We start from the raw sequence: 16,900 nt of genomic DNA, 5'->3' as shown, positions 1-16,900 counted from the left end.
CAGGTCAGCGGCCCGGGCCGGAGGGATTCGCCGGGCGGTTCGACCGGCGTCGGGTGAACTCGACCAGGCGTCGGACGAGTTGTACGGCCGGCACTCCACCGTTCGGGCCGTGCCACCGGTACCTACGTCACCGCGCCGCCGGTCGCCTCCTTCTCCTTGTCGCCGCGTCCGTCCGCGGCGAGGCGGAGGACCGTGCGCTCCAGCCTGGCCCGGCGTACCTCGGGCGTGGGTGCCTGGAGGAGGGGGAGGGCGGTGAGGTAGCGGCCGGTGCGGTCGAGGGCCTGGAAGGCGCGGTCGGCGGCGGGGTCGGCCGCGAGCGCGGCGGCGAGGTCCTCGGGGACGGCGGCCGTGCGCTGGGACCGGTAGGCGCGTGCCCACCGGCCGTCGGCCTGGGCGCGGCGGACCTCGGCGAGGCCCGGTTCGCGCATCCGGCCCTCGGCGGTGAGGACCGCCACCTTCTCGACGTTGACCTGCGACCAGAGGCTGCCCGGCCGCCGGGGGACGTACTTCTGCAGGTAGTGCCGCTCGTCCAGGCCGCGTCGCAGGCCGGAGATCCAGCCGTAGCACAGGCCCACGTCCACCGCCTGGTCGCTGGTGAGCGACGGGATCCCGGAGCCCTTCTTCGCCAGCTTCAACCAGACTCCCTCGTGGCGGGTGTGATGGCTGCTCAGCCAGCGCGTGAACGCCTCCTCGTCGGCGAAGGGCAGGATCTCGACCCCGTCGAGCTTCTCCGTGTTCTCCATCCGGTCAGGCTAGTCGGGCGGGGTGCCGGCGCGGCGCCCACCGGCCGGCCTCCCGGGTCGGGTTCGCCCGGGAGGCCGATGGGACGGGAGGCGCGGGAAGGGGAGGCCGACAGGACGGGACGGCGACGGGCCGCCGCTACCGGCCGTCGGGGTGGGGCGCGCCTGCCCGCCGGGCGTGCAGCACGTTCCCCTCCAGGGGGAGCGGCGACCGGCCGACGAGGGTGAGCCCCGCGTCGGCGAGGAGCCGGGCGTAGTGGTCGGTGCGGCGTTCGCGGCCTCCGACGTTGCACCGCATGTGGAGGTCCCAGGCGGTGGCCAGCGAGGCCGAGTCGTCGAGGGGCAGCACGCGTTCGACGATGAGCAGGTCGGCGTGGGCGGGCATGGCGCGGGCGCAGTGGCGCAGGATCTCGCGGCACCGCTCGTCGTCCCAGTCGTGCAGGATGCGGGACAGGACGTAGATGTCGCCGTCCGGCGGTACGTCCGCGAAGTCGCCCGGCCGGAAGGCGCAGCGCCCGTCCAGGCCGGCGGCCTCCATGGCGCGGCGCGCGGCGTCCAGGACGTGCGGGCGTTCGAGCAGGACGCCGTCGAGGCGAGGGTGGGCGGTGAGGACGCGGCCGAGCAGGGCCCCGTTGCCGCCGGCGATGTCGACGACGGTCCGCCGGCCGGGGGCGTTGCTCGCGGCCGTGACGACGGGGTGCTCGGTGAGCGGGGCGAACATCCGCGAGGCGGCGGCCATCGAGTGGTCGAAGAGTTCGGCGAGTTCCGGGTGCCGGGCGAAGTGGTCGAAGTGGTTCTCGCCGAAGAGGTGGTCGAAGGCGACCTCCCCGGTCCGCACCGTGTGGCCGAGCGCTCCGAACGACCGGTAGAACGGGCCGCCGTACATCAGGGCCAGCGGCCGCACGGAGTCCGGGGCGTCGGTGCGCAGCAGCGCGCCGAGTCCGGTGAGACGGAAGCCGTCGCGCTCGCTCGCCACCAGGCCGTGCATGGCGAGGTAGCGCAGCAGCGTCCCCAGACTCTCCGGGTCCGCGCCGACCGCCCGCGCCAGCGTCCGGGCGGGGGTGCCCTCGTCGGTGTGCATGGCGTCGGGGACCCGCAGGTCGGCGAAGACGGCCAGCGCCTGGGTGGTCCAGGCCCCGGTCATCAGGCGCAGGAGCGTTTCGGCAGAGTGCCGTGCGCGGTGGGCGTCGAGGTGGGCGGCGAGCACGTCCCGGTGGTCGCCGGGTGCGTAGAGCTCCACCCGCCGGTAGCCGGACTTGGTGTCGGCGGGCGCGGTGAAGTAGAACACCGTGCCGTCCTCGTGCGGGTTGTACCCGCCGCCGTCGGCCGTCGCGCCGTGCCGCGCGAAGATCGCGCACATGCCGCGCAGGACCAGCGGGTCCGGGCGCTCGATGTCGAAGGCCAGGTGCGCCTCGTGCTCCCGGGCGCGTTCCGTCTCGGCGATGCCGGCGAGGTCGGAGCCGGGCGGCACGGCCAGGGTGAACACCTCGACCGTCCGGCTCGTCCCGTCCGGGCCGGCCACGGGCGGGCGGAGGATCCGCACGTCCAGGTCGGCCGGGTCGCGACGGTGCCGGGCGGCGAGCCGCTCCCGGACGACCACGCTGGGCTGCGCGGGCACGTCGGTGGACAGCCCGCAGCCGGCCAGGACGCCGTGCAGCGCCTCACGGGCCGGCGGGAAGATCAGGAGCGCCGCGTGCGAGAACCGGCAGCGGTCCACCAGCGCCCGTAGTTCCAGGGCGTCCAGGCCGGGGAGGAGCAGCGGCAGCAGGGTGGCGGCGTCCTGCTGCCGGACGAAGTCGACCGTCTCGGCCAAACGGTCGGTGTCGGTCGTGAACGTCGTGGGCATGGCGGAGCGTCCTCATTTCGGTACTGGGCGGATGTCGGTACTCGGGTGGATGCCGGTCCGGGTCCGGGCTCCGGCACGGGGAAGCGGCGCGGGGACGCGGTCCGGTGCTCGGGTGAGGGGCGCTCAGACGCCGACGTAGTGTTCGGCGAACCAGTCCTGGCAGCTGCGTGAGCTGCCCAGGGACGCGAGGCGGGAGCGGCGCAGGGCGTCCTGGAACATCGACGCGCCGCCGGGGCCGGGGGCGCCGTGCAGCAGCCGCACCATCCACCCGGAGAACTCCTGCGCGCGCCAGATGTGCTCCAGGCACCGCGCCGAGTAGCGGTCGAGCCCCGCGGGATCGCCGTGGCCGAGGTCGTCGATCAGGGCGAGGGCGAGGATCTCGGCCTCCAGCACCGCGAGGTTGGCGCCCTTGGCCGCGGAGGGACTGAGCAGGCTCGCGGCGTCGCCCGCGAGGAGGAGCGAGCCGTGCCGCAGTGGTTCGAGCACGTCGGACTCGAGGTCGATCACGGCGCGGTGGACGACCGGGCCGCGGTGCAGCGGGCCGTAGTCCGCGGCGCGCAGCCGGAGCGACAGCTCGTCCCAGATCCGGTCCCCGGACCAGGAGTCGGGCGAGGTGCCGCGCTCGCACTGCAGGTAGTAGCGGGTGACCTCGGGCGTGCGGGCCATGTGCCCGGCGAAGCCGCGGGGGTGCACCGCGTAGCCCACCGCGTCCAGGCTCGGTGGCGCCTCGGCGAGCAGGCCGAGCCAGGAGACGCCGTGGTCGAGGTGGTGGCGGCGGACCGCGCCGGGCGGGAGCGAGCGCCGCGCGGCGCCGTGCCGGCCGTCGCAGCCGGCCACGTACCGGCCCCGCCAGCTGCCGGTGCGGCCCTCGGCATCCCGTACGGTGACGGTCGGTCGGGTGCTGTCCGCGTCCCGCACGGTGAGCGCCTCGGTTCCGAAACGCACCTGGCCGCCGGTGTCCAGGAACCGCGTCAGCAGATCCGTCACGAGTGCGTGCTGCGGGTACACGGTGTGCCGCTCGCCCCGGCCGAGGGTGGCGTAGTCAAGGCTGAACCGGCCGTCCTCGGTGCGGAACTCGCAGGTGGCGTGCTCGCGGCCGCGCCGGTGGAGGTCCTCGGCCAGGCCGTGCCGGTCCAGGATCCGCACGGTGTTCGCGGCGAGGAAGCCGGCCCGGGACCGGGCCTGGACCTCCGCGCGGGTGGCGCGTTCCAGCACGACGCAGTCGATCCCGCTCGTCTGCAGCAGGTTCCCGAGCACCAGGCCGGCCGGCCCGGCGCCGAGGACGACCACGTCGGCCTTGTCGCGTAATGCTCCGCTGTTCTGACTGTCCGTCACGGAAAAGGATCATAGACAGTGACAAACATCGCGAACGGGCGAATTCACCCGTACGGCCCCGGTGGACCTGCGACGGGCGATCGTCGGTACCCGCACCGCCGGGTCGTCACGGTGCGGCCCTCTCGGTGCGGCTGCGCCGTTCGGCCGTCGCCGTTCGGCGCGACCGTTCGGCCGGCGGTGCTGCGCACGGCGCCTGCCGCGTACCGGGCGCCGCCGACGAGGTCCAGCTGCTGCGCAAACGGCGCTACCGCTCGCGGTGCGGTCGGCTCCGACCGTGGACGGGCCCGCCGGCGTCCTCGCCCCGGGCCCGCGGCGGCCGACGGGCGTGAGGGCGGTCTCACGGTCCGGGGCCGCCGCGACTGTCGCGGCGGCCCCGGCGCGTTCACCCGTACGCGTTGAACTCGCTGACGGACCACCAGGAGGTGGAGGTGCCGGTCTGGACGACCTTCACGTAGCGGGCGTTCTGTGCGGGGAAGTCCGTGGTCACCAGGGGGCCGGTGCCGTTGCCGGTTGCCACCGCGGATCCCCAGGAGACGCCGTCGGGGGAGAGGAACACCTGGTAGCCCCGGGCGTAGTCGGCCGCGCTGCCGCCGGAGTCCATGGTGATCCGCGCCAGCGACCGTACGGCGCCGGTGTCCACCCTCACGGACTGCCCGGACGTCATCGGTACGCCCGAGGACCAGCGCGAGGCCGCGTTCCCGTCCAGCATGTTCGCCGGCACGTCACCGCCACCGGTGGACGAGGCCGAGGCCGTCCACCCCGTGCGCGGCAGCACGGACGGCCCGCCGCCCGAACCACCGCCGGTGGTGTACGCGTTGAACTCGCTGACGGACCACCAGGAGGTGGAGGTGCCGGTCTGGACGACCTTCACGTAGCGGGCGTTCTGTGCGGGGAAGTCCGTGGTCACCAGGGGGCCGGTGCCGTTGCCGGTTGCCACCGCGGATCCCCAGGAGACGCCGTCGGGGGAGAGGAACACCTGGTAGCCCCGGGCGTAGTCGGCCGCGCTGCCGCCGGAGTCCATGGTGATCCGCGCCAGCGACCGTACGGCGCCGGTGTCCACCGTCACGGACTGCCCGGACGTCATCGGTACGCCCGAGGACCAGCGCGAGGCCGCGTTCCCGTCCAGCATGTTCGCCGGCACGTCACCGCCACCGGTGGACGAGGCCGAGGCCGTCCACCCCGTGCGCGGCAGCAGGGTCAGGCCGCCGCCCGTACCGCCACCGCCGGTGACGGTGGTCTGGCCGGTGAGGCGGAGGTCGCGCGAGGAGGAGCCGACCGAGACGGTGTGGGTGCCGGCGGCCGTCGTCCAGGAGCCCGACCAGTACTGGAAGCTGCGGGCGTCGAGGGTGAGCGAGACGTGCTTGGTCTGCCCCGGGTCGAGGGCGACCTTCTGGAAGCCCCGCAGGTTCTTCGGCGGTTCGCCGGCGGCGGCCGGCTGGCCGACGTAGACCTGCGCGACCTCCGCGCCGGCCCTGGTACCGGTGTTGCTGACGTCGAAGCCGACCGCCACGTTGCCGGCGGCGTCGGGGGCGGAGACCGTCAGGCCCGAGTAGCCGAAGGTGGTGTACGAGAGGCCGTACCCGAAGGGGTAGAGCGGCTCCTTGTTCCTGGCGTCGTACCAGCGGTACCCGACGTTCACGCCCTCCGAGTACTGCACGGTGCCGTTCTGCCCGGGCCACTGGGCGGTGGTCGAGGCGGGCACGTCGGCCAGCGACTTCGGGAAGGTGACGGGCAGCTTGCCGGAGAAGTTGACGTCGCCGTAGAGCAGCGAGGCGATCGCGTTGCCGGCCTCCTGCCCCGGGTACCAGTTGGCGACGATGCCCTGCACCGATCCCGCCCACGGCATGGTGACCGCGGAGCCGCTGTTGACCACCACGACGGTGCGCGGGTTGGCGGCGGCGACGTCGGCGACGAGCTGGTTCTGCTCCGCCGACAGGTCGATGTCGCGCAGGTCGGAGCCCTCGGACTGGAAGTCGCTGACGAAGACCACGGCGAGTTCGGCGGCGCGGGCGGCCGTCACGGCCTGGTCGTGGGCGCTCTGCCCGGGGACCTGCCAGCCGAGCGAGGCGCTGCTGCCGCCGCCCGCCTGGTAGTAGTCGACCTCGATGCTGACGGGCTGCCCGGCGGTGAGCGTGACGCTGCCGGTGCGGGTCGTCGGGCCCTGGTTGTACCAGTTGTTGATGACCTGCTGGCCGCCGACGATCAGCCGGCTGCCGTCGTCGCTGTTGAGCGAGAACTGGTAGCTGCCGGTGGTGGGCGGGGTCAGCGTGCCGGTCCACTTCACCGACCAGTTGGTGGTGTTGACGCCGGCGGCGGGCGACTGCCCGCCCCAGACGGTGTCGACGGCCGGGTCGACCCGGCTCGCCACCACCGCGCCGGAGAGGTCGGTGCTGTTGTGGTACTCACCGTACAGGCCGGTGCCGGTGCCCGTGGACGGCCTGAGCGCGGAGGTCGGCACCGGTGGCAGGGAGCCGTCCGCGGACGGCACGCCCTGCGCGAAGGTGACCGTCGTACCGGCGCCGGCACGGGACTTGATGCCCTGGTAGGGCGTCACCACGTGCGGGGCGTTGACGGCGGCGCTGCCGCCGCCCTGGGACATGACGCCGGCCCCGGCGTCGTCGCCGATCACGGCGATCGAGCGGACGGTGGGCGCCACCGGCAGCACCGAGGCGGTGTTCTTCAGCAGGACGCTGCCCTCCTGCGCGACCTTCTGCGAGACGGCGGCGTTCGCGGCGGAGGTGACGACGGCGTCCCGGTTGCCGGTCTGGGTGCGGTCGAAGAGCCCGCGGCGGAACATCGAGGTCAGCACCCGGCGGGTGTGGTCGTCGATCGTCGCCTGCGGGACCTGGCCGGCGTTGACGGCGTTGGTGAGCGCGGTGCCGTAGTAGTCGCTGCCCGGCATCTCCACGTCGAGGCCGTTGTTGGCCGAGGCGACGGTGGAGTGGGTGGCTCCCCAGTCGGCGGTGACGAAGCCCTTGAAGCCGAGGTCGCCCTTGAGCACGCCGTTCTGGAGCGGTCCGTTCTCACAGGCGAAGGCGCCGTTGACGGCCGAGTACGAGCACATCGCGGAGTCGACGCCCTGCTTGACCGCGGCCTCGAACGCCGGCAGGTAGATCTCGCGCTCCGCGCGGTCGGAGACCACGGCGTTGTCGGCGATGCTGTTGCGGTTGGTCTCCTGGTTGTAGACCGCGAAGTGCTTGACCTGCGCCATCGGGCCCTGGCTCTGGATGCCCGCGACGTCGGCCGCGCCGATCTGCCCGGCCAGGTACGGGTCCTCGCCGAAGGACTCGAAGGCCCGGCCCCAACGGGGGTCGCGGACGATGTTGACCGTCGGCGCGAGCACGACGTTGGTGCCCTTGCCCCACTGCTCGCCGCCGAGCACCTGCCCGTACTCGCGCATCAGGGCCGGGTCCCAGCTGGCCGCACCGGCGACGGGGGCCGCCAGCTGCGTCACGCCGGTCAGGCCGTCGCCGGCGCCCACCGGGCCGTCCTGGAAGTGCAGTGCGGGGATGCCGAGCCGGGTGTTGGCCGGGATGCAGCCCGCGTAGCCGCAGGACGGGCCGCCGTGCAGCATCGTCAGCTTCTCGGCCTGGGTCATCGCGGCGAGCAGCTCGTCGGCCCGTTGCTCGGGGGTCTGGGCCGCGTTGGTCCACGGCTGGTCGGCGGCCTGGGCCACCGGTCCGCCGAAGGCGGCGAGGGCACCGGCCACCAGCAGGGCGGCGAGTGGCCCGGCGAGGGCGGATCGTGGTTTCGGACGGGGCACGACGGCTCCTGACGGCGGGGGCGGCTCAGGGCCCGCGGCACGGTGGGGAGCGTGCCGCGGGCCCCGCAGGGGGTGGGGGCGTGCGGGAGCCCCGCAGGGGGTGGCGGGGTGGGCGGAGCCGGTGGCGCGGCGGGGCGGGCGCCGACGGCACCCGCCGTGCGGCGGGCCGGCGGTGCGTGAGCGCGGCAGGTGCGTGCCGACCGGTCGTCGCGGGGTGGCCGAGGCTGCGGTGGCTGTCTGAGAGAGCGCTCTCCCGAAGTCTCGGGGGCTCTCCCTGGACCTGTCAAGGCATCAGGTCGGGCCACTTGCCCGAGCCGTGCCGGTGCGTCGACGACCGATCGCCGGTGCGGGGTTCTCGGGGGCCGGGCCGGGCGGGCCGCCGGGACGATTCCGGCCGGTTCGGCTGCAGGGGACGCTCGGGCGCGGGGCCCGCCGAACACCTCGGTGGCTCGGAGCCCGCGTCCGGGGCGTCATCGGTGGGCAGCGGTATCCCGGCGGACAGGGGCCGGCGGGCCGGCGGGCTGGCGGGCTGGCGGGCTGGCGGGCTGGCGGGCAGCGGGCGACCGGCCCTCCGGCGGCAGGCGCTCGCGGGGTCGCCCGGGGCGCGGGTCGGTCAGGTCAGGGGGCCGGTTCGGGGGCCTGACGAGCCCGGGGCCCCGACGTGTCAGGGCGCCCCGGTCATCGTCCCGTCAGGCGCAGGAGGGGCAGAGTCCCCGGTAGGTGACCTCGGCGCGGGAGACCGTGAAGCCGAAGCGCTCGTCCGCCGGGAGGTCGGCCAGCGGGTCGCGGGCCGGATGCACGTCGCGGACGGTGCCGCAGCCGGAGCAGACCAGGTGCTGGTGCGGGTGGTGGGCGTTGGGGTCGTAGCGCTTGGCGCGGCCGTCGGTGGTGACCTCTATGACCTCGCCGAGGGCGACCAGTTCGCCGAGGGTGTTGTAGACGGTCGCCCGGGAGATCTCGGGCAGCCGCTGGGCCGCGCGGACGTGCACCTCGTCGGCGGTGAAGTGCACGTGGTCACCGTCGAGGACCTCCGCAACGACACGCCGCTGGGAAGTCATCCGCCAGCCGCGTCCTCGCAGTCGCTCCAGCAGGTCGCTCATATTGGTCCGCCTATTCGGGCTCATGGGATGGCTGGATTTTATCAGTGGGCTTTCGGCACGGATCGGACGGGAGGCTGATGTTCTTCTTGACTTAGAACCTGTCCATCGTAGGATCGGTTCTGGTGACAGCCAAGAGGTGGGAAGACCCCGGTACGGCAGGAGGCAGGGTGTGACGGCCACCGCCGGGAAGCGACGCGGTCCCGGCCTTCGCAGGACGGGCACCCGCGCCGTGCGGCGTGAGCCCGCGCGGAGCGGCGACCGCCCCGCTGCCGGGGTTCCCGGCCCCGAGGCGCGCGGTCGTGCCGGTGCCGCCCGCCGCCTCGCCGGAGCCGGTACCCGCCCGCTCACCGGCGCCGAGCCGTCACCCCCGGTCCCCAGCACGTTCGTCCAGTCCCCCTGCACCGTCATTTGCCAGCTCCGGAGGAATTCCCATGTCCGAGAACCATGACGCGATCGTCGTAGATGCGAAGTCGGAGGCGGAGGGCGGCTGCCCGGTCGCGCACGGACGCGCCCCGCACCCGACCCAGGGCGGTGGCAACCGCCAGTGGTGGCCGGAGCGGCTCAACCTGAAGATCCTTGCCAAGAACCCCGCGGTGGCCAACCCGCTCGGGGAGGACTTCGACTACGCCGCGGCGTTCCAGGGCCTCGACCTCCCCGCCGTGAAGCGGGACATCGCCGAGGTGCTGACCACCTCGCAGGACTGGTGGCCGGCGGACTTCGGCCACTACGGCCCGTTCATGATCCGGATGGCCTGGCACAGTGCCGGCACCTACCGGATCAGCGACGGCCGCGGCGGTGCCGGCGCCGGCCAGCAGCGCTTCGCCCCCCTCAACAGCTGGCCGGACAACGGCAACCTGGACAAGGCCCGCCGGCTGCTCTGGCCGGTGAAGAAGAAGTACGGCCGGAGCCTCTCCTGGGCCGACCTGATGATCCTCGCCGGCAACGTCGCCCTGGAGACGATGGGCTTCGACACCTTCGGCTTCGGCGGCGGCCGCGCGGACGTCTGGGAGCCCGACGAGGACGTCTACTGGGGCCCCGAGACCACCTGGCTCGGCGACGAGCGCTACACCGGTGACCGGGAGCTGGAGAGCCCCCTCGGCGCCGTCCAGATGGGTCTGATCTACGTCAACCCCGAGGGCCCCAACGGCACCCCGGACCCGCTGGCGGCGGCCCGCGACATCCGCGAGACCTTCCGCCGGATGGCGATGAACGACGAGGAGACCGTCGCCCTGATCGCGGGCGGCCACACCTTCGGCAAGACCCACGGCGCCGGCCCGGCGGACAACGTCGGCGACGACCCCGAGGCCGCCCCGCTCGAGCAGCAGGGCCTGGGCTGGAAGAACTCCTTCGGCACCGGCAAGGGCGGCGACACGATCACCAGCGGCCTTGAGGGCATCTGGACCAACACCCCGGTCACCTGGGACAACACCTTCTTCGACATCCTGTTCGGCTACGAGTGGGAGCTCTTCCAGAGCCCCGCCGGCGCCAACCAGTGGCGGCCGAAGGACGGCGCCGGCGCCGGGACGGTGCCGGACGCCCACGACGCGTCGAAGAGCCACGCCCCGACGATGCTCACCACCGACCTCTCGCTGCGGTTCGACCCGGCCTACGAGCGGATCTCGCGCCGCTTCCACGAGGACCCGGCCGCGTTCGCGGACGCCTTCGCCCGCGCCTGGTTCAAGCTGACCCACCGCGACATGGGCCCGGTCGTGCGCTACCTCGGCCCGGAGGTCCCCTCCGAGACGCTGCTCTGGCAGGACCCGCTGCCGGAGGCGACGTACGGGCTCATCGGTGCCGCCGCCGTCGCCGCACTCAAGGAGCAGGTCCTCGCCTCGGGCCTGTCGGTCTCCCAGCTCGTCTCCACGGCCTGGGCCTCGGCCTCGTCCTTCCGCGGCAGCGACAAGCGCGGCGGCGCCAACGGCGCGCGCATCCGCCTGCAGCCGCAGGCCGGCTGGGACGCCAACGACCCCGACCAGCTGGCGACCGTGCTGAGCGCGCTGGAGAGCATCAAGGAGTCCTTCAACGCCGCCCGGACCGACGGCACGCAGGTCTCGCTCGCCGACCTGATCGTGATCGCCGGCGCCGCCGCGGTCGAGAAGGCCGCCAAGGACGCCGGCTTCGACGTGGCGGTGCCGTTCACGCCGGGCCGGGTCGACGCCTCGCAGGAGCAGACCGACGTGGAGTCCTTCGCCGCCCTGGAGCCTGCCGCCGACGGATTCCGCAACTACCTCGGCAAGGGCAACCGCCTGCCGGCCGAGTACCTGCTGATCGACCGGGCGAACCTGCTCAACCTGAGCGCCCCCGAGCTGACCGTCCTGGTCGGCGGCCTCCGGGTGCTGGGCGCCAACCACCAGCAGTCGCCGCTCGGCGTCCTCACGGCCAACCCCGGCTCGCTGACGAACGACTTCTTCGTCAACCTGCTCGACCTGGGCACGACCTGGACGGCGACGTCCGCGGACGCGAACACCTTCGAGGGCCGCGACGCCGAGACCGGCGAGGTCAAGTGGACCGGTAGCCGCGCCGACCTGGTCTTCGGGTCGAACTCCGAGCTGCGCGCGGTCGCCGAGGTCTACGCGAGCGACGACGCCAAGGAGAAGTTCGTCAAGGACTTCGTGGCGGCGTGGGACAAGGTCATGAACCTCGACCGGTTCGACCTGGTCTGACCGTACGGCGTCCGGGCCGGCCGACTCTTCCGTCGGCCGGCCCGGACGTGTGTTCCGGACCCTCCCGGTACGCACCGGTGAGTGCGGTCTCCCGCCACCGGGCCCGCGTCGGGTGCGCCTGGGGGTGGTACTGCGCGGGCGGGCCTGCGGGGGTGTTCCTGTGGGGGTGTGCCTGCGCCGGTCGGCCCGCTGCGCGGGTCAGCTCTCCGTACGCACCGGCGGCGTGGGCCGGCCGGCGGCCGGCCCGGTACGCGGGAGCGGCAGCAGCGGCAGTTCGAGTCCGTCCGGGGCGTCGCCGTCCAGGGCCAGCGCGGCGGCCGCCTCGGCGGGCAGCGGGCGCAGGCCGAGCAGGCCCGCGGTGAGCCGGGCAGCGGCCCGGTGCCAGTCGCCGGATCGCCTCAGCAGGGTGTGGCCGCTGCCGGTCACCGTGTAGCCGCAGACCCGCGCGCCCGCCGCCCTGGCCCGGGCGGCCAGCAACCGGGTGTCTCCGGGCTTGGTGACCCGGTCGCGGTCGCCGTGCAGCATCACCACGTCCCGGCCGTCCAGCTGGGCGCAGGGATCGTCCTGGGGGCACCAGGGGGCCAGCGCCACGACACCGGTGACGTTGGGGTGACCGGCCGAGCGGAGTGCCGCCCGGCCGCCCATGGAGTGCCCGACCAGGACGGTCGGCACGTGGCCGAGCTCCTCGGCGAGGTCGTTGAGGGCGGCCGCGGTGTCCCGGGCGGCGTCCGCCCGCTCGCCGTTCCAGCCCCGGTGCCGGTAGCGCACCACGCCGATCGCGACGCCGGCGGCGGCCGTCTCGCGCTTGATCGCCCGGACGAAACCCTGCATCCGCAGGCCCGGCAGGTTCAGCGGGCCGGGCTTGGCGAGGCCGTGCTCCTGCCCGCCGTGCAGTACCAGCACCGCCGCGGACGGCTGCTCCGGCAGGACCCGCCACACCAACGCCTGGTGGCCCGCCACCCCGCCCTTGCACACCTGCGTGTTCACCCTGACCGTTCCCGCCGTCGATCGCTTCGTGGACCGCCACTGTACGCGTCGGCCCGGTCGCGGCAGCCGGTTTCCGGCCGATCGGCCGACCGGGGGAGAGCGCCACGGGGCGTGTGCCGCCCGGCCCGCGCCCGGTTCAGGCGTCGAGCAGTCCGTTCTGGTGCACCAGCCAGCAGATCGCCGTCAGCCGGTCGACCGCGTAGTCGTACCCGACCGGCTGGTCCCAGCCGACCTCGGCCAGCGCGTCGAGGAAGCCGAGCGCGTAGTCGGTCAGTTCCGCCCGCCGCAGCGGCCGGGGCATCAGTTCCGGGCCCTGGGCGAACAGCCGTTCGCGGATCTCGGCGGCGTGCTGGTCGACGGCCGCGACGAAGCCCGGCTCGGCGGCGAACGCGGCCAGGCGCGGAGTGTAGGAAGCCACGATGCCGGGGAGGGGGCAGCCGGCTGCTTCGTCGGGAAAGGCGATCACCCGTCGAGGGTAGGCGAGCGGACGGCCCGGCACGGCGGGGTCCGGCGAACGGGTGGTGAGACCTTGGCCACCCGCCGGGGCGCACGCCCTGCCGGGGAGGCCGGGCCGGAGCAGGACCGGAGCCGGTTCCGGGCCGGTCGCCGGCCGGTCGGGGAGGCGCCAGTATTCGCCGGACCGGACGGGTCTGCTTCGCCATCGCTACGTACTGTACAAGAATGGGCGGCATGGATCTTCGCATCTTCACCGAACCGCAGCAGGGTGCCTCCTACGACACGCTGCTGCGCGTCGCCCGGGCGACCGAGGAACTGGGCGCCTTCAGCGCCTTCTTCCGCTCCGACCACTACCTGAAGATGGGCGACGTGGACGGCCTGCCCGGCCCCACCGACGCCTGGATCACGCTGGCCGGCCTCGCCCGCGAGACCAGCACCATCCGGCTCGGCACCCTGATGACCGCGGCGACCTTCCGGCTGCCCGGCGTGCTGGCCCTCCAGGTCGCGCAGGTGGACGCGATGAGCAACGGCCGGGTGGAGCTCGGGCTCGGGGCCGGCTGGTACGCCGAGGAGCACGCGGCGTACGGCATCCCCTTCCCGAAGGAGCGCTTCGGCCGGCTGGAGGAGCAGCTCGCCGTCGTCACCGGGCTCTGGGAGACCAAGCTCGGCGACACCTTCGACTTCGCGGGTAAGTACTACCAGCTGTCCGACTCGCCGGCGCTGCCGAAGCCCGTGCAGGACCGGATCCCCGTCCTGGTCGGCGGCAAGGGCCTGCACCGCACGCCCGCGCTGGCCGCCCGGTACGCCGACGAGTTCAACCTGCCGTTCGTCTCCACGGGGGAGAGCCGGGAGCAGTTCGGCCGGGTCCGCGCCGCCGTGGAGCAGGCCGGGCGCCGCGGCGACGACCTGGTGTACTCCAACCTCCTGGTGGCCTGCGTCGGCAAGGACGACGCCGAGGTGGCCCGGCGGGCCGCCGCGATCGGCCGCGACGTCGCCGAGCTGAAGGCGCACGGCCTGGCCGGCACGCCGGACGAGGTGGTGGAGACCATCGGCCGCTACGCGGCGGCCGGCTCCCAGCGCTGCTACCTGCAGATCCTCGACCTGCACGACCTGGACCACCTGGCGCTGATCGCCGACCGGGTCGCGCCGCAGCTGGGCTGACCGGTCCGGCGGCGGTGCGGGCGGTGCGGGGCCGGGGCTCCTGCCCGCCCGCACCGTTCCTCCCGGCTGCCCGCCCGCCCCGCCCGCCCCGGCCGTTCGCGGCGTTCGCGATTCGTAAGACCGCGACCGGCGCGGTGCCGGCGGGTCGCGACCTAGGGTGGACGAAGGGCGCTCGCCGCCCCCGGGGCCCGTCCGGGCCCCTCCGCCCGGACGTGACCGAAAGGCTGACGCCATGTCAGGAACCACCGGCCCCGCGCGCGCCGAACTCGGCGTGATCGGCGGCTCCGGCCTGTACGCCCTGCTCGACGACGTGACCGAGGTCGCCGTCGACACCCCGTACGGGCCGCCGAGCGACGTGCTGTTCGTCGGCGAGGCGGCCGGCCGGCGGGTCGCCTTCCTGCCCAGGCACGGCCGCGGCCACCGGCTGCCGCCGCACCGCATCAACTACCGCGCCAACCTGTGGGCCCTGCAGTCCCTCGGGGTCCGGCAGGTGCTCGCCCCCTGCGCGGTCGGCGGGCTGCGCCCCGAGTACGGGCCCGGCACGCTGCTCGTCCCCGACCAGTTCGTGGACCGCACCTCCGGCCGGGTGCAGACCTTCTACGACGGGCGGCCGCTGCCCGACGGCACCGTCCCCGAGGTCGTGCACGTGTCGGCGGCCGACCCGTACTGCCCCGACGGCCGGCTCTCCGCCCTCGCCGCCGCCCGCGACGCCGCCTGGGAGCCCGTCGACGGCGGCACCCTGGTGGTGATCGAGGGCCCGCGGTTCTCCACCCGCGCCGAATCCCGCTGGTTCACCGGCAACGGCTGGTCGGTGGTCGGCATGACCGGGCACCCGGAGGCCGTGCTGGCCCGCGAACTCGGCCTCTGCTACACCTCGCTGGCCCTGGTGACCGACCTGGACGCGGGTGTGGAGAGCGGCGAGGGAGTCACCCACGCCGAGGTGCTCGCGGTCTTCGCCCGCAACGTCGAGCGGCTGCGCACCGTCCTGTTCAAGGCCCTGGAGGGGCTGCCGGTCACCCGGGACTGTGTCTGCTCGCACGCCCTGGACGGGCTCGCCACGGGGCTGCCGGGCGTCCCCTCGCCCTGACCGTGCCGATGGCCCCGGCCATGGCCGGCCCGGACGCGGCAGCCCCGGGCGGTGGAGCTGGGCGAGCGCCGGCGCGACGGCGGTTTCGCGGCGGTGTTCGTCTCCGACCTGCAACGGGCGGTCGAGACCGCCCGGCCGGCCTTTCCCGACGGCCGCCCGCCCGTCCACCAGGACGTGCGGCCGCGCGAGTGCCACTACGGCGAACTGGACGGCGGCCCGGCGGCCCGGGTCGCCGCGCAGCGGGCCCGGCACCTCGACGAGCCGTTCTCCGGCGGTGGGCAGAGCTACCGTCAAGTCCTCATCGCCACGCCCCATTTCCTGCGTGATCCGGCCGCCGGGCGGGGCGGGACGCGCGTCCTGGTGATCGCCCACTCGGCGAACCGGTGGGCGCTGGACTGCCTGCTCGTCGGGGGCCGGCCGGAGGACCTGGCGGTGGTCCCGCCCGCCTGGCGTCCGGGCTGCTACTACACGCTCACCGCCGACGGCCCGAGGGCACCGGGCGACGGGCGACGGGTGAGACGGCCCTGGCTCAGGCGCTCGGGGCGGGCGTCCGGCCCAGGCGCAGCAGCTGCGCGCGCCGCCGGTACAGCCGGTGCATCCGCTGCAGGGTGACGAACTCGTTCATCCGGTTCGCCAGCGTCAGGCGGTACTTGACCCGCAGGGGGGCGCCCAGGGCGTTGATCTGCTCGACGCCGATCGTCCGGAGCAGCCGGCTGACGTGCTGCTGGTAGGCCTCGCGGTACCCCCGGTCGCCGTCCGGCACCGACCAGAAGAACATCGGGAGCTCCTCGACCAGGGTGTTCCGGTCGTACGAGCGCAGGTACTCGCGGAACTTCGGCTCCGGCTGGGCGATCAGCCACTCGCGGACCAGCTCGATCGAACGGACGCGGTCGATCAGACCCTTGGGGTCGGTCTTCATCTGCGTGATGGACATGTCGCCCGCGTCGCGCACCCGCCAGTGGTAGATCGGCTCGGAGAGCACGTCCACGCTGCCGGCCAGGAAGTGGTGCGGCACGCTGACCGGGGCGTCCTCGTACAGGATGCCCTCGGGGTAGAGGATGCCGGCGGTGTCGAAGAAGCTGCGGCGGTAGACCTTGTTCCAGGCCGTGCGGTCGGTGACCAGCGACGGGATCTCGGTGACATGGCTCTTCAGCCGCGTCTCGCGGAACGGCCGGCGGTGCGCGTGCGACTGGTAGTGCTCGGTGGTGCGGAAGCGCAGGGCGTTGCCGGCGGCGAAGTCCGACCCGGTCTCGTCCAGGGTGGCGACCATCAGCTCGTAGGCGCCGGGCGGCAGCGTGTCGTCGCTGTCCATGAAGGCCAGGTACTCGGTGCCCCCGCCGAGGTGCCGAAGACCGGTGTTGCGAGCCGCGCCGAGGCCCTTGTTCTTCTGCTGGACCAGCCGGAACCGGCTGTCAGCCTCGGCGTAGGCCTTGGCGATGACCGCGCTGCCGTCGGTCGAGCCGTCGTCGACCATCACGCACTCGAACGCCTCGAAGGTCTGCGCCGCGATCGAGTCGAGGCACTCCTCCAGGTAGCGCTCGACGTTGTAGATCGGGACGACGACGGAGAGTCGGGGTGCCATCGGCTCCGCGGGCCTTTCGGTCAGGGGCATGTGACCGGCGCTGCGACCGGATCACGGGTGATCGGTCGGAGGTTAACGCCGGACCCGGAGTGATCCGTGACCGCTACGTCGCCAGGACATGAACTCTTGGTGTCGGCAGGGAATCCGGCTCGACCGAGCAGGACATCAATGCCCTGACCG

At 73.9% G+C, this 16,900-nt stretch carries 12 protein-coding genes; 4 read left to right on the top strand and 8 right to left on the bottom strand.

Annotation, left to right across the window (positions count from 1 at the left end; all coding sequences use genetic code 11):
• Positions 1–122: 122 nt before the first annotated feature.
• The 5 genes from J2S46_RS07130 to J2S46_RS07110 all read right to left on the bottom strand — a co-directional run bounded on the left by J2S46_RS07130 (position 123) and on the right by J2S46_RS07110 (position 8,784).
• Positions 123–743: a YdeI/OmpD-associated family protein gene (locus tag J2S46_RS07130; protein WP_191290850.1), complete on the bottom strand. Its 621-nt coding sequence runs from the start codon at positions 741–743 to the stop codon at positions 123–125.
• Between the two features lie 136 nt (positions 744–879).
• Complete coding sequence (locus tag J2S46_RS07125) at positions 880–2,586, bottom strand: methyltransferase (protein WP_191290851.1); 1,707 nt, start codon at positions 2,584–2,586, stop codon at positions 880–882.
• 123 nt (positions 2,587–2,709) lie between these two features.
• Positions 2,710–3,921, bottom strand: a complete 1,212-nt coding sequence (locus J2S46_RS07120) for a 4-hydroxybenzoate 3-monooxygenase (RefSeq protein ID WP_370882172.1) — start codon at positions 3,919–3,921, stop codon at positions 2,710–2,712.
• Positions 3,922–4,303: 382 nt separating this feature from the next.
• Complete coding sequence (locus tag J2S46_RS07115; protein ID WP_307349117.1) at positions 4,304–7,684, bottom strand: beta-glucosidase; 3,381 nt, start codon at positions 7,682–7,684, stop codon at positions 4,304–4,306.
• Positions 7,685–8,373: 689 nt separating this feature from the next.
• A complete protein-coding gene (locus tag J2S46_RS07110) occupies positions 8,374–8,784 on the bottom strand; it encodes a Fur family transcriptional regulator (RefSeq protein ID WP_191290853.1) in 411 nt (136 codons plus the stop codon).
• A 431-nt stretch (positions 8,785–9,215) separates the two neighbouring features.
• Between J2S46_RS07110 and katG the strand changes: the two genes are divergently transcribed.
• Positions 9,216–11,447: a catalase/peroxidase HPI gene (katG, locus tag J2S46_RS07105; RefSeq protein WP_191290854.1), complete on the top strand. Its 2,232-nt coding sequence runs from the start codon at positions 9,216–9,218 to the stop codon at positions 11,445–11,447.
• A gap of 198 nt (positions 11,448–11,645) precedes the next feature.
• Here katG and J2S46_RS07100 read toward each other — a convergent pair whose 3' ends face one another.
• Entirely contained in the window at positions 11,646–12,434 is a 789-nt protein-coding gene (locus tag J2S46_RS07100) for an alpha/beta hydrolase (protein WP_191290855.1), read from the bottom strand.
• A gap of 136 nt (positions 12,435–12,570) precedes the next feature.
• Positions 12,571–12,900, bottom strand: a complete 330-nt coding sequence (locus tag J2S46_RS07095) for a DUF6401 family natural product biosynthesis protein (RefSeq protein ID WP_191290856.1) — start codon at positions 12,898–12,900, stop codon at positions 12,571–12,573.
• 224 nt (positions 12,901–13,124) lie between these two features.
• Here J2S46_RS07095 and J2S46_RS07090 point away from each other — a divergent pair, with 224 nt between their 5' ends.
• From J2S46_RS07090 to J2S46_RS07080, 3 genes are all read left to right on the top strand, one after another.
• Positions 13,125–14,051 carry an LLM class F420-dependent oxidoreductase gene (locus J2S46_RS07090; RefSeq protein ID WP_191290857.1) on the top strand — a complete coding sequence of 309 codons (927 nt, stop codon included), beginning with the start codon at positions 13,125–13,127 and terminating at the stop codon, positions 14,049–14,051.
• Positions 14,052–14,283: 232 nt separating this feature from the next.
• Entirely contained in the window at positions 14,284–15,138 is an 855-nt protein-coding gene (locus J2S46_RS07085; RefSeq protein WP_191290858.1) for an S-methyl-5'-thioadenosine phosphorylase, read from the top strand.
• Between the two features lie 51 nt (positions 15,139–15,189).
• Complete coding sequence (locus J2S46_RS07080) at positions 15,190–15,750, top strand: histidine phosphatase family protein (protein ID WP_191290859.1); 561 nt, start codon at positions 15,190–15,192, stop codon at positions 15,748–15,750.
• Here the strand turns inward: J2S46_RS07080 and J2S46_RS07075 are convergent.
• Entirely contained in the window at positions 15,668–16,720 is a 1,053-nt protein-coding gene (locus J2S46_RS07075) for a glycosyltransferase family 2 protein (RefSeq protein WP_191290860.1), read from the bottom strand. The two genes, J2S46_RS07080 and J2S46_RS07075, sit on opposite strands and share 83 nt — an antisense overlap.
• Between the last annotated feature and the right edge of the window lie 180 nt (positions 16,721–16,900).

This window comes from Kitasatospora herbaricolor, assembly GCF_030813695.1.
Lineage (GTDB): Bacteria > Actinomycetota > Actinomycetes > Streptomycetales > Streptomycetaceae > Kitasatospora > Kitasatospora herbaricolor.
Note: the sequence above shows the minus strand (reverse complement) of the source record. Positions and strands in the feature narration are given on the sequence as shown.

Bases quoted from the DNA above. Each gene is read 5' to 3' on its own strand.
- J2S46_RS07130 (WP_191290850.1), bottom strand. From the start codon at position 743: ATGGAGAACACGGAGAAGCTCGACGGGGTCGAGATCCTGCCCTTCGCC.
- J2S46_RS07125 (WP_191290851.1), bottom strand. From the start codon at position 2,586: ATGCCCACGACGTTCACGACCGACACCGACCGTTTGGCCGAGACGGTC.
- J2S46_RS07110 (WP_191290853.1), bottom strand. From the start codon at position 8,784: ATGAGCGACCTGCTGGAGCGACTGCGAGGACGCGGCTGGCGGATGACT.
- katG (WP_191290854.1), top strand. From the start codon at position 9,216: ATGTCCGAGAACCATGACGCGATCGTCGTAGATGCGAAGTCGGAGGCG.
- J2S46_RS07090 (WP_191290857.1), top strand. From the start codon at position 13,125: ATGGATCTTCGCATCTTCACCGAACCGCAGCAGGGTGCCTCCTACGAC.
- J2S46_RS07085 (WP_191290858.1), top strand. From the start codon at position 14,284: ATGTCAGGAACCACCGGCCCCGCGCGCGCCGAACTCGGCGTGATCGGC.
- J2S46_RS07075 (WP_191290860.1), bottom strand. From the start codon at position 16,720: ATGGCACCCCGACTCTCCGTCGTCGTCCCGATCTACAACGTCGAGCGC.